We start from the raw sequence: 12,842 nt of genomic DNA, 5'->3' as shown, positions 1-12,842 counted from the left end.
GTGGGGCCTCGCAGCGGATCAAACGGCGTCGCTGTGCTCGCGCTCGGCGATCCGGGCCAGCTTCGTCAGCATCATGCCGTTGCGGACTTTGACGAGGTAGTCGACGGGCATGCCGTGCATCCGGCTGCCGGGGCCCCTGATGGGGTGCCAGTCGAGGATGAACAGCGTGTTCTCGCCCCACGGGATCAGCTTCATGGCGATACGGGCCGCACCGAACTGACCGGCCTGCGCCTCCAGTTCGAGGCGCCGCAGCGGTTCGCAGACGCGGACGGTGCTGGTGTCGTCGAGGGTCACGGGACCCATGCCGACCCGGACCTTGAGCTGGGCGCCGACGTCCGGCCAGTGCGGGTCGGCGGCCAGGACCTGCTGGGTTCCGGTGACCCACTCCCCGTAGCGCGGGCCGCTGGACAGCAGGTCCCAGACCTCCGGCGGCGAGCTCAGGATCAGACAGCGATTGCGGGCCATGGGGTGCTCCTGGTGCTGGTGGTCGGCGCTGCTCAGTAGCGCAGGACGCCGGCGATCCGGCCCGCGTCCGACAGGGTGCCGTCGGGGACGAAGCGCACTTCCGCTCCGGTCTCCAGGGCCTGCTCGACGAGTTCGTCCACGATGTCGTCGCGGGCGTCGAGGTCGGTGGGCTCGGCCGGTTCCAGATGGTCGAGGTAGTCGCGTACGACGGCACGGAAGTGCTCTTCCACCGCGAGCAGCCGGATCCGGCCGTCCCGCGCGGCCTGGGCGACCTCGTCGAGACCGCCGGCGAACTCCCGTCGGCCCCGGGCCGCGTCGAGTTCGGAGACGGTCGCCGCGCGGTCCGCCGCCGCCTTGTCCGCCCGCAGCGGTTCGACGGCCCGCCACACCTGGGCGGCCGGTCCTGCGGCGAGGCCCTCCTGCTGCACGGTCGTCGTGTCCTTGCCCAGCGGTCCGGTCTCCTCCAGGAGGGAGAGCGCCGCGGACCCGCCGAGCACGTACAGCGGGCGGGGGGACGAAGCGAGCACCACGCGCAGCGCCTCGTGCGCCTGACGCAGGAACTGGCGGGTCTGCTCGTCGCGGAAGGTGCTCGGCAGATCGCCGATGCGCTCCTTGCGCTCCGCGTCGGGATCCTCCAGGCTCCGCTCCATCGGAAAGCCGTCCCCCGTGTGCTCGGTGACCTGATCGCCCTCGCCGCTCCACAGCGAGACCCGGTCGGCCGCCACGGCCAGCGCCCAGAAGGGCTGCGCGGCCGCGCGGGCCGCGACGAGGTTGCGGGTGAGGAAGGTGTCGGAGAGCACGACGCGCTCCGGCACCTCACGGGCCACGGACCAGACCTGGTGCTCGCCGGGCGCCGCGTAGATCACGAGGCCGTCGCGTGCGTGGACGAGATCCACTTCCGCCGCGGCCTGGTCCAGCTGGTCCAGGACGTCCGCACGCCGTTCGCGGGTCACGGCCGGGTCGGCCTGGAGCAGGTCGCGGGCCCGGGCCAGGAGGTTGCGCAGCCGTACGGGGTCCTGGGCGTTGTCGGGCTCTCGCCGGTGGGTCGGCATGAGCAGGGACACGGCCGGATACGGGCGGGGCTGGCGCAGCTTCGCCAGCGCACCGCTGCTGTGGGCGGAATCCATGGGACGGCCTTTCGGAGTGCTCAGGGGTGCCTCGACGTCAGAACGCGACGGGCTCGCGGATGATCGGGCAGGTCATGCAGTGGCCGCCGCCGCGGCCGCGGCCGAGTTCCGCGCCGACGATGGTGATGACCTCGACCCCGGCCTTGCGAAGGAGCGTGTTGGTCTGGGTGTTGCGGTCGTACGTGAAGACCACGCCCGGCTCCAGGGCGACGGCGTTGTTGCCGCTGTCCCACTGCTGGCGCTCGGAGGCGTAGACGTCGCCGCCCGTCTCGATGACCTGGAGCCGCGGCAGCCCCAGGCCCTTGGCGACCACGTCGACGAAGGGGGTGCTGCCCTCGTCGGTGATGTCGAGGCCCGGCGCCTTGTCGCTCGGGCGCAGCGAGAACGTGTGCACCGAGTCCATGATCCGGGGGTAGAGCGTGACGATGTCCCGGTCGGCGAAGGTGAACACGGTGTCGAGGTGCATCGCGGCCCGCAGTTTGGGCATGCCGGCGACGATGACCTGCTCGGCGGCCCCCTGCTCGAACAGGGCCTTGGCCACCTGGGTGACCGCCTGGCGCGAGGTGCGTTCGCTCATGCCCATGAGGACGACGCCGTTGCCGACGGGCATGATGTCGCCGCCCTCGAACGTGGCCTGCCCCCAGTCGTGTTCGGGGTCGCCCCACCACACCCGCGATCCCACGAAGTCCGGGTGGAACTGGTGGACCGCCTTCATCAGGAGTGTCTCGTCGTGGCGCGCGGGCCAGTACAGCGGGTTGAGGGTGAGGCCGCCGTACAGCCAGCAGGTGGTGTCGCGGGTGTAGAGGGTGTTGGGCAGCGGGGGCATCAAGTACTCGCGTACGCCGGTCGATTCACGTGCGAGCGATACGTATCCGGAGCGGAACTCGTCCGGCAGGTCGGTCGTGGCGAGGCCGCCGATGAGGTACTCGGCGAGCTGTCGCGGCTCCAGGGTCTCCAGGAAGGCGCGGGTGTCCTCGATGAGGCCGACGCCGACCTGGTTGGGCACGATCTTCCGGTCGAGCAGCCAGGATCTCGCCTCGCCGATGGCCATGGTCTGCGCGAGCAGCTCGTGCAGTTCGACGACCTCCACGCCGCGCTGCTGCAGCTTGTTGACGAAGTCGGCGTGGTCGCGCTGGGCGTTCTCCACCCACATCACGTCGTCGAAGAGCAGGTCGTCGGAGTTGGTCGGGGTCAGCCTGCGGTGCGCGAGTCCCGGAGCGCAGACGAGGACCTTGTGGAGACGTCCCACCTCGGAGTGGACGCCGTAGGCCTGGGACGGAGTGCTCGGACCGGTCATGGTGACCTCTCTGGGAGGAGTGCGCTGGGGACGGGAGCGGTGCGACGTCAGAGGCTGATCCAGCCCGCGGCCAGCGCGATGACGCCGATGACCGCGCCGATGACGGAGACGGCGAGGATGACGAGCTCACGGGGCGAGAAGAGGCGTCGGCCCTGCTCACGGCGGGCCATGACGAACAGGATCGTGGCGGGCGCGTACAGGATGAACGACATGAGCAGGAACCTCAGCCCGGCCGCGTAGAGCATGAACGCCGTGTACACCAACGCGATGATCGCCATGGTGAGTTCGCGGTTGGAGGTCTTGCCGCCGCCGGCCGTGAGGGGGTCGGTGCGCGTGCCGATCTTCACCGCGAAGGCGGCGGCCAGCAGGTACGGGATGAGCGACAGGGCGCTGGTGAGGTCGAGCGCGAAGTTGAACGCGTCGTCCGAGAACGCGGTGACGACCAGGACCACCTGCGAGAGCGCCGTCGTCATGATCAGCGCGGGCACGGGCACATCGGCGTGGTTCGCGCGCCCCAGGAAGCGGGGCATGTCGTCGTCCTTGGCGGCGACGTACAGGACTTCGGCCGACATCAGCGTCCACGCCAGATAGGCGCCTAGCACGGAGACGATCAGGCCGACGCTGATGAAGACCTTGCCCCAGGTGCCAACCGCCGCCTCGAGCGCTCCCGCCATGGAGGGCTGGCGCAGTTCGGCGAGCTGTTCCATCGGCATGATCCCGTACGAGACGACCACGACGGACGCGAAGACGGCGAAGACGCTGAGGAAGCCGAGGATCGTGGCCCGGCCCACGTCCGAGCGCTTCTTGGCGTGCCGCGAGTAGACGCTCGCGCCCTCGACGCCGAGGAACACGAAGACGGTGGCCAGCATGGTGCCGCGGACCTGGCTGAACAGGGAGCCCGCGTAGTCGGCGCCGCCCCAGTTGTCCGCGAACACCTTGGGGTCGAAGTAGAACAGCGCCAGGACGATGAAGACCAGGATGGGCACGATCTTCGCCACGGTCACGATCTTGTTGATCGCCGCGGCTTCCTTCACCCCGCGCCGGATCATGAAGTAGAACGCCCACAGGCCGGCCGAGGACAGAACGATGGCCAGGGCGGTGTCGCCGTCGCCCAGTGCGGGCCAGATCGCGCCCACCGTCGACATGATCAGCACCCAGTACGTCACGTTGCCGACGCAGGCGCTGGCCCAGTAGCCGAACGCGGAGAAGAAGCCCAGGTATTCGCCGAAGCCGGCCTTCGCGTAGGCGTACACGCCCGCGTCCAGGTCGGGGCGGCGTACGGCCAGGGACTGGAAGACGTAGGCCAGCATCAGCATGCCGGTGCCCGCGATGCCCCAGGCGATCAGCGCGCCCGCCACCCCGGTCTCCTCGGCGAAGCGCCGCGGCAGCGAGAACACGCCGGCGCCCACCATGGAGCCGATCACCATCGTGGTCAGGGTGAACAGCGACAACTTCACGGCCGCGGACGACTGGGTACCCGCTCCGTCGGTGACCTGTGACATGACGTCCTTCCCGGTGCACCAAACCCGTATTCACACTTTTGCTGCATTTCGCGCTGAAGGCATCTTTTGCACGATTCGGGGCGCCGGCCCCCGGAGCGCGCTGCGATGGCCGACCTCGCGCTCATCGCGGATCCTGGATCTGTCGGGCGCCCACCGTGTGGGGGTTCGGCCTCGTCCGAGCAGGAGGCCACGTTCCATGAGCTCAGCCAGAATCCCCGGCGGTCCGCGCCGCGGCCGGGTCGCCCTGATCGCCTTCGTCGCGCTCACCGGTGCGGTGCTGGCCGGCTGCAGCACCGAAGGCAGCGGTGATGCCGCCACAACCTTCAGCAACCGGGCGTCCCCTCCGGCCACCGAGAACTTCTCCGGGGAGCCGCCCTCGCCCATGGCCTCCGCGGCGGAGTCGATGAAGGCCGAGGTGAAGGCATCGGCCTCGGCCGCCGAAGCCTCCGCATCGGCCCGGGCGTCCGCGTTCGAGGAGTCCGTCTCGGACGCCACGGAACGCACCCGGCAGGAGTTCAAGGAGCAGCTGGACGGCGCCGAGGGCCAGGGCAACGCGATGTCCGAGGTCGGCCTCACCGGCAAACCGCTGGCGGAGACCAACGGGGTGCGCGCGCTCGTCGTCAATATCCGCAATCGCACGGACGCCCCGGCCTCGTATGCGGTGCAGGTCGACTTCAGCGACGCCGACGGCAAGGTGGTCGAGACCCGTATCGTCGGTGCGCAGGATCTCGCGCCCGGCGAGCGGGCCCAGCCGCTCGCGATCAGCCGCAAGCCGGTCGAGCCTCAGCTGACCGCGAAGATCGTCAAAGCCCAGCGCTACTGAGCCGGGGCGCCGGCGGGCCGGGCGGCGCCCACCACGGGCTGCCGACCCCGGACGGGCCGGGCGGTGCCCACTACGGGCTACTGCCCCCGGATGGGCCGGGCGGTGCCCACCACGACCCGCGCCTCCCACTCCTCGTCCACCGCCACCCGCGCCGAAAGCCCGGCGTCCGTGAACGCCCGCTCGGCGAGCGGGACTTGGGCCTCGGTGGCCTCGATCAGGACGTGGCCGCCCGGAGCGAGCCACTCCCGCGCGCCCTGGGCCACGCGGCGGGCCACCGCCAGACCGTCGTCGCCGCCGTCGAGGGCCGAGAGGGGCTCGTGGTCGCGGGCCTCCGCGGGGAGGAACGGGATGTCCGAGGTGGCGACGTAGGGGACGTTCGCGGCCAGGACGGAGATCCGGCCGCCCAGTCCGGCCGGGAGGGGTGCGAACAGGTCGCCCTCGTATACGGGTGAGGGCGGGAGGTTGCGGCGGGCGCAGGCGACCGCGGCCGGCTCGATGTCGGCCGCGTACAGGTCGCATCCGGGCAGCGCGGACAGCAGCGCCGCACCCACCGCGCCCGAGCCGCAGCACAGGTCGACGACCACCGGGGCCGGGCCGAGCGGCAGCCCGAGGGCCACCGAGACGAGGAACTCCGTACGGCGGCGCGGGACGAAGACACCCGGGTCGAGGAGGATGCGCAGACCGGCGAACTCCGCCCAGCCGACGACCTGTTCCAGGGGTTCGCCCGCGATACGGCGCACCGCCATGGACTCCAGACCTTCGGGCGAGGAGGCCGCGTCCATCAGCAGTTCGGCCTCTTCCTCCGCGAAGACGCAGCCCGCCGCCCGCAGGCGCACCACCAGCGGGTCGAAGGAGTCGATACCTGCCGTGCGCGTCATGTAGGGGCCACCTTTCACCACCACCGCACCCTACGTGACCATGCCCGGACCCCCCGCCCGCCGATACCCTGAGCCCCATGGGGACATCCCGCCGCACGCCCAACTGGACGCCTGGCCACGAGAGTTGGCGTGTCCGGCTGTTCCGGGCCGAGGGGCGGACCGAGCCGCTGGGGGCCGGTGTGCTGCTGCACCGGCGGTACGTGGTGAGCTGCGGTCATGTCGTCCTGCCGGCGGAGCCGAGTTCCGGCCGGCCCTACGGGGACCTGTACGTCGATTTCCCGGGCGCGCCCGGGCCCGCCGAGCCCCGCCGTGCGCGGGTGGTCGAGGGGCGGCTGATTCCGCCGCGGGCCGGGCGCGGCGGTGATCTCGTTCTGCTCGAACTGGAGCAGGAACCCGAAGACGGGGTGGAACCGGCCCAGTTGCACCGGCAGATCCCCGCCCGCGGCGCCCCCGTCCAGGTCACCGGATACCCCTCCGATCTGCTCGGCGGCGAGCTCGCCGAGACGGTGCTCCTCGGGCTCGGCGATCCGGAGAGCCTGGCCGGGGCGAGCCGCCCGGCGAGCGGACCCCGGCCCGCCTCCGGCTGGGTCGCCCTCGACATCGAGGACGTCCCCATACGGCACGGCTACAGCGGCTCCGGCGTCGTCCACGGCCGCTCCGGCAAGGTGATCGGGCTGCTCACCCACCGGCGCGGGCGGCGCGGCACCACGCACCCGGCGGACCGGCTCGACCACGCCTCGCTGATCCCGACCGAGACCATCCAGCGCGAACTCGGGCTCGAGGAGCTGGGGATCACGGTCACGGGGGTACGGGCCGTCGCGGGCGACATCGCCCGGCCGGTGCGCGCCTCCGCCCGCGAGGAGCCCGATCCGGGTCTGCGCCGGCGACTGGTGCGCTGGCTGGACGGAGAGATGGACGCGCTGCCGGTGGAGGTCGTGTTCGTACGGCAGGGCAGGGCAGGGGATCTGGACACGCTGCGCGGGACCCTCCTCGCCGCGGACCGCGAGCAGCAGGCGCGCGAGGAGGCGTCCACAGTCGGGCAACCCGCGGGCGCCGACGGGCCGTTGACCGGTGCGATCGACTTCGCGGTCGACGCGACCACGCGCACCGTCTCCAGCCTGATCCAGCGCTTCGCCGAGCGGGCCGGGCTCGATTCCGCACCCGCGCCGGGGCACGAAGGCTTCGTCCCCGGGCCGAGGCACAAAGGCTTGGGACCGGAGCACGGAGGCTGGGGGCCGGGGCACGCAGGGTTGGGGCCGGAGCACACAGGCTTGGGACCGGGGCACGAGGGCTTCGTCCCCGAGCGGGGACACGAAAGCCCAGGGCCGGACCAGGAGGGCCCCGGATCCCTCGCACAAGAAGGCCCCGGTGCGGCGCGAAACGTCCCGGGTGCGGCACAAGACCTCCCCGGCGCGGCACAGGGCAGCGGGCGCGACCGCCTCCTGCTCTCCCGTATCGCCGCGGACTGTCCCGGCATGACCGCCGCGTTCCTCTTCCCCGACGACTGCGCCTCCGCACCCGAGGACGTGCTCGCGCTGCTGCTCGCCGTACGGTCCCGCCGGCAGGCCCGGCTGCTGCTCGCGTTCCGCGACCCCGGCGCGCCGCTGCTGCGGCTCCTTTACGAGCAGCTGCTCGGCCGCGAGTGGCCGGCCGCCGTCGGCGAGCGGATCGAGCAGCGGCTGCACGAGCTGCGGCGGGTGCGGCAGCGGCTGTCCGAGCGCACCCACGAGACCCGCGCGCGGGACGCCGACGAGCTCCTCGGGCGCCTCGACCGGCACCGCCGCGCGGCCCTGAGCGATCCGCTGCGTGCCGCGTACGAGCTGTATCTGCTCGAACTCGACGTGGAGAACCTACTGTTGGCGCTGCGCGCCCGCGAGGCGCGTCTGGCCGCACCCCTGGAGATCAGCATCGAGCCCCCGGGCGAGGGCCTCGAGGAGCTGCCGCGGGTGAACGTGCAGGGTCCGGAGCTCACCGGCCCCGCGCCCCGGAGCACGCCACGGCCGCGCTCGGGGAGCGCGGAGGGTGTGCCGCGGTTCGTGGAGCCCGAGCAGCAGTACCACGTGGTGGGGAAGCTGGCGAGCGGCAGTTACGGGCAGGTGTATCTCGCGCACGACCGCGCGCTGCTCAACCGGCTCGTGGCGCTCAAGCGGCACAATCCGCGGGACGCGGGCGCGGTCGAGCAGGCCGCCGCCGAGCGCGTACGTCTGGTGGACCTCAACCACCCGTTCATCGTGAAGGTCCACAACGCGATCCTGGACAACGACGGCGCGGGCCCCCTGCTCGTCATGGAGTTCGCCGACGGGCTGACCCTGGAGGAGATCCGGCAGCGGATGCTGCGCCGCGAGCCGCCGTTCCACGACGAGCGCGTCTTCGAGTTCATCGCCGTGTACGGGGTCAGGATCCTCGACGCGCTGCACTATCTGCACACCGGCAAGGAACTGGTCTACGGCGATCTGTCGCTCAACAACGTGCTGCACTGCGGCGACACCATCAAACTGATCGACGTCGCGGCGGTACGCGGCTTCGGCGAGGCGGGACCCGCCACGGTCAACCCGCCGGAGGCGGGCGGCGAGGGGCGGATGGGTCCGGCCGGGGACCTGTACTGCCTCGGCGAGGTCCTGCGCTGCCTCCTGGAGGCCGCACCCGCGGTGCACGGCCTCGGGGCGCACTCGCTGCGGCTCACGGTCGCGCGGGCCACCCGCCGCGATCCGGCGGAACGCTTCGCGTCCGCCGAGGAGATGGCGGGCCAACTGCACGCCGTCCTACGGGAGTTACGCTCCCTGCGCCTGAACGAGGAGACCTTCGCTCCCTCGCTGCACTTCGGAACGGTCGCCGACACCTTCGACGGCGGGCTCGGCGCCGCCCCGCCGCTTGAGCAGTGGGCCACCGGCGGCTCGCACAAACGGCTGCTCGGCCCGCAGCGGCCGCCCACCCCCGCGGACGCCGCCGCGGATCTGCCGGCGCCGCATCCCGACCGCATGGACCCCAACTGGCAGCGGCTGCAGCGCACTTCGTACAACGACCCGAAGGGTCTTCTCGGGCGGATCGCCCGCTGGGAGGCCACCCCCGAACTGCTGCTCCTGCGCTGCCGGCTGCACATCCACCAGGCCCGCGCCGCCCGCAACGCCCTGGCCCAGCCGCGCGAAGCCGGCGGCTCCCGCGAGGGCGCCCGGATGCCGCTCGACGAACTCGTCCACCAACTGGAGGCCGCCGCCGGGGCATTGCGCGATGCCCGCCGACTGATCGGCACCGAACGCTCCGCGTACGACTGGCGCATCCCCTGGCACGAGGGCCTGCTCCACCTCGCCAACCAGCGGGTGGAGCGGGCCCGTCCGCTGTTCACCAAGGTGTACGAGGACATCCCCGGCGAGTACGCGCCCAAGCTGGCCCTCGGCTACTGCCATGAGCATCTGGGCGAGACGGAGCGGGCCAAGGAGTTCTACCGGTCGGTGTGGTGCCGCAACCACGCGCAGGGCAGCGCGGCCTTCGGTCTGGCCCGGATGCATCTGGCCGACCGGCTGCCGCGCGAGGCGGTCGTCGCACTCGAAGGCGTACCGCCGGACTCCCGCCATCGCACGGCCGCGTGCACCGCTCTCGTACGCATCCACGCGGGCCTGCACGACCGCCGACCGGCTCCCACGCTCGGCGACTTCGCGCGCGCGTTCTCGGCGCTGCGGCGGCTCGTCGAGTACGAGGGGCTCACCGACGCGGCGGCCGAGGAGCGGCTCCGTACGGATCTGCTCGAACTCCTGGTGCTCGTGGTCGACACGCCCCGCCGCGCGGGGGGCGACCCCTGGTCGGAACTGGCCGCCCGCCCCCCGGTCCCCCCCGCCCGCGATCTGCCGCCGCCGCTGCGCGTCCCGCGCACGGAGGAGCAGCTCCTGCTGCGCCTGTCCGACAGCTACCGCCGCCTGGCCCAGCAGGTGCCGCGCAGGGGCCGCACCGCGGACGACGCACTGATCGAGGCGCTCCTGGACAACGCGCACCGGGTACGGCCGACGCGGGTGCGGCACCGGCCCGAGTCGGCGGGACCACGGCTGCCCCGCTGGCTGTCCGGAGGGCGGGAGCCGGATGCGTGAGGTGACGGTCGCGACGCACCGGGGACGGCGGAACGGTCTGAGGGGGCAAGGGAGTTGAGAATCGCGGGCGTCGACCGCACACGGCACGCGGCCGCGCGTGCCCGGGGCCGGCTGCGGGTGCGGGCGAAGTGGCTCGATCCGCGGCGGTCGGGGCCTGCGGTGTGGCGGTGGGCTTGCGGGGAGCCGTCCCGCGGCGGGGCGCCGAGGCGTACCTCGGAGTTCCTGCGGGAGCGCAGGGTACTTGTGCCGGCGCTCGCCCTCGTCGCGTTCGCGCTCAGCGCGGGCGCGTACTTCGACGTGCACGGCCGTACCGACCAGGTACGCGACCGTCTGGCCCCTGCGGTGACCGATCTCGCCACGGCACGGGTCCTGCTCCACGAGGCACAGGACGAGGCGGTACGCCGCTTCGGGCCCTTCGACAGGGAACAGGTGCCCGTGCGCGAGGGGCAGGTGGCGATCGGGGATCTCTACGAGACGCTGCTGAGCAGCGGCAGACAGGCCCTGGACAGCGTCGGCCGGTCCGCCGCACTCGACGCACGGCAGGCGCAGCAACTCGGCATCATCCAGGGCCTCGTACAGTCCTACAGCGACGCGATCTCGATGGCCGACCAGAACCGCGAGAATTCCGGGATGCGCAAGGCGGGGGTCAACTACGGGGCCGACATCCTGTGCGACGAGAGCACCGAGGAGCTCAGGTGTGCGGCGCCGAAGGATCCGGAGGCCGAACCCATCGCGCTGCTCGGCCGGATCTCCGCCCTCGAAGCGGAACTGCGGCAGGAGACCCGCGCCCAGCCGGCCGCACTCACCCCGCTGCTGCTCGCGCTCCTCACGCTGCCGGCTGTGGCCCTGCTCGCCGTCACGCTGTGGGGCACCCTGCGGTTCTGCCGCCGCCGGCTGCGGTTGATCAGCGCTCCCCTGTGGGCGCTGCTCGCGCTCGCGGCCTCCGTGTACGGGCTGCTCGCCGCGGGCGCGCTGGAGGAGCACGCCGCACAACGGGCCGTACGCGCCCAGGTCCTCGAGCTGTCCGCCCCGAGGTCCACACCGGAGCAACTGGCAAGGAAGGGCGGGCAGATCACGGACCGGCTGGACGAGGCGGGCCCGGTGGGCTGGGCCCAGACCGCACGGATCGCCCTGGGTGTGGGCACGGCGGGCGCGGTGTCGGCGGGGCTCGCCCTGTACAGCTACGGGCTGGGGTATCCGTCGGCCGGAAGGCGGGGAGCGGCGTGAGGGGCGGGCAGAAGGCGAGGGTGCGGACGAGGGGCGCGTGGAAGGCGGGCAGGGGCATGAAGGGCAGGTGGAAGGCGAGGGTGCGGATGAGGGCCGTACGGAAGGCGGACGGTCGGCGGGAAGGAGTGGTCCGCCGGGGAGCGGGCGGCCGGGCGCGGCTGCTGCGGACCGCCCTCGGTGCCGTGCTGTTCGCCGTGACCACCCTGTCCGCGGGCGCCTGCACGGGAGCCGAGGACCGGACCGTCACCGTCCTGGGGCCTTGGACGGACGGCGAGGAGAAGCCGTTCGTGGCAGCCCTGAAGAAGATCGAGAAGCGCACGGGCGTCCGCTACTTCTACTCCGGCACCCGCTCTCTGCGCGACACCCTCGTGGCACAGCTGCAGGCCGGCGCGCCACCGGACGTCGCGATCCTCAACAGCCTCGGCGAGCTGACCGATTACGCCACGCACGGCCACGCGCACCCCCTGCCCGACGACATCGCCGACCGGGCCATCGAACCCTGGGCTCCGGACGTCACGGTGACGGTCACCGGTGACCGTCAGCTGACGCGGCAGGCGTACTGGGCGCCGGTCCGTATCGACCTCAAGGGGATCGTGTGGCACGACCCCGACGACCGCTCGGAGGAGCCGCAGCAGTGGTGCCTCGGCATGAGTTCGGGCGCGACCTCGGGCTGGCCGGGTACGGACTGGATCGAGGACCTGCTGCTGCGGCGGCAGGGCCCCGATGTCTACGAGCAGTGGGCGCTCGGGGAGCGGTCGGTGCCGTGGACCGACAAGAGGGTGCGGCAGGCCTGGGAGGACTGGCGGGACCTGCTGCCGCAGGAGAAGGAGCGGGAGAAGGCGCTCACGCGCTCCTTCGAAGCCGACAGCGGGATGCTCGACTCCAGCGACGCGGAGTGCCGGCTGGAACACCAGGGTTCGTTCATACGGCGCCACTACGTCGACACGTATCTGCCCGCCCCCACCCCCCGGTTCGTGTCCGGGGTCGGCAAGAAGCACACGGACACCTATGAGGTCTCCGGTGACATGGCGGCGGTGTTCAAGGCGAGCGACGAGGCCTGGGACCTGGTCCGCGAGCTCACCGGCCCCGAAGCCCGCACGGCCTGGGCGGCCTCGGCCGAGAGCGAAGGCGAACGCCCGCTGTTCCCCGGGGCGATGGGCGTCGCTCCGACGCCCGGCAGCGCCACCGCGAAGGTGCGGGACCTGCTCTACGGCGCCGACAGGATCTGCTTCGACGCCTCGGACGCGATGCCGCCGTCCCTGCGCGACGCGTTCCAGCGGGCCGTGCTGAAGTTTCTCGAGGCCCCGGGCGACGACAAGGCGCTCGACGCGCTCCTTGCGGGCCTGGAGCGGGAGGCCGAACTGCAACGCGAGGACGGGACCTTCATCCTCGACGACCTCTGCGGCAGCCCGCCGCCGAGCCCCACCTCGTAACGGCGAGAGCC

General features: G+C 72.3%; 9 protein-coding genes. 4 read left to right on the top strand and 5 right to left on the bottom strand.

Going from position 1 to position 12,842, the window contains the following annotated elements; translation table 11 throughout:
- Positions 1-18: 18 nt before the first annotated feature.
- The 4 genes from JAO81_RS20080 to JAO81_RS20065 are packed head-to-tail and all read right to left on the bottom strand — an operon-like array spanning position 19 to position 4,391.
- Positions 19-465 (bottom strand): SRPBCC family protein, encoded by a 447-nt coding sequence (locus JAO81_RS20080; RefSeq protein ID WP_199549265.1) that lies wholly within the window; start codon positions 463-465, stop codon positions 19-21.
- 32 nt (positions 466-497) lie between these two features.
- A complete protein-coding gene (locus JAO81_RS20075) occupies positions 498-1,592 on the bottom strand; it encodes a chemotaxis protein (RefSeq protein WP_199549264.1) in 1,095 nt (364 codons plus the stop codon).
- A 37-nt stretch (positions 1,593-1,629) separates the two neighbouring features.
- Positions 1,630-2,889, bottom strand: a complete 1,260-nt coding sequence (locus JAO81_RS20070) for an arginine deiminase (RefSeq protein WP_199549263.1) — start codon at positions 2,887-2,889, stop codon at positions 1,630-1,632.
- 47 nt (positions 2,890-2,936) lie between these two features.
- A complete protein-coding gene (locus tag JAO81_RS20065) occupies positions 2,937-4,391 on the bottom strand; it encodes a basic amino acid/polyamine antiporter (RefSeq protein WP_199549262.1) in 1,455 nt (484 codons plus the stop codon).
- 196 nt (positions 4,392-4,587) lie between these two features.
- On the opposite strand from JAO81_RS20065, the gene JAO81_RS20060 reads away from it, so the two are divergent.
- Positions 4,588-5,214 carry an FxLYD domain-containing protein gene (locus JAO81_RS20060; RefSeq protein WP_199549261.1) on the top strand — a complete coding sequence of 209 codons (627 nt, stop codon included), beginning with the start codon at positions 4,588-4,590 and terminating at the stop codon, positions 5,212-5,214.
- A 77-nt stretch (positions 5,215-5,291) separates the two neighbouring features.
- On the opposite strand, the gene JAO81_RS20055 is transcribed toward JAO81_RS20060, so the two are convergent.
- Complete coding sequence (locus tag JAO81_RS20055) at positions 5,292-6,092, bottom strand: putative protein N(5)-glutamine methyltransferase (RefSeq protein ID WP_199549260.1); 801 nt, start codon at positions 6,090-6,092, stop codon at positions 5,292-5,294.
- 77 nt (positions 6,093-6,169) lie between these two features.
- Between JAO81_RS20055 and JAO81_RS20050 the strand changes: the two genes are divergently transcribed.
- The 3 genes from JAO81_RS20050 to JAO81_RS20040 are packed head-to-tail and all read left to right on the top strand — an operon-like array spanning position 6,170 to position 12,831.
- Positions 6,170-10,171, top strand: coding sequence for a tetratricopeptide repeat protein (locus tag JAO81_RS20050; RefSeq protein WP_199549259.1), 4,002 nt, complete (start codon positions 6,170-6,172; stop codon positions 10,169-10,171).
- 54 nt (positions 10,172-10,225) lie between these two features.
- Positions 10,226-11,398 (top strand): hypothetical protein, encoded by a 1,173-nt coding sequence (locus JAO81_RS20045; RefSeq protein WP_233415635.1) that lies wholly within the window; start codon positions 10,226-10,228, stop codon positions 11,396-11,398.
- Positions 11,399-11,454: 56 nt separating this feature from the next.
- A complete protein-coding gene (locus tag JAO81_RS20040; protein WP_233415634.1) occupies positions 11,455-12,831 on the top strand; it encodes an ABC transporter substrate-binding protein in 1,377 nt (458 codons plus the stop codon).
- Positions 12,832-12,842: the final 11 nt, after the last annotated feature.

This window comes from Streptomyces sp. N35, assembly GCF_016464295.1.
Lineage (GTDB): Bacteria > Actinomycetota > Actinomycetes > Streptomycetales > Streptomycetaceae > Streptomyces.
Note: the sequence above shows the minus strand (reverse complement) of the source record. Positions and strands in the feature narration are given on the sequence as shown.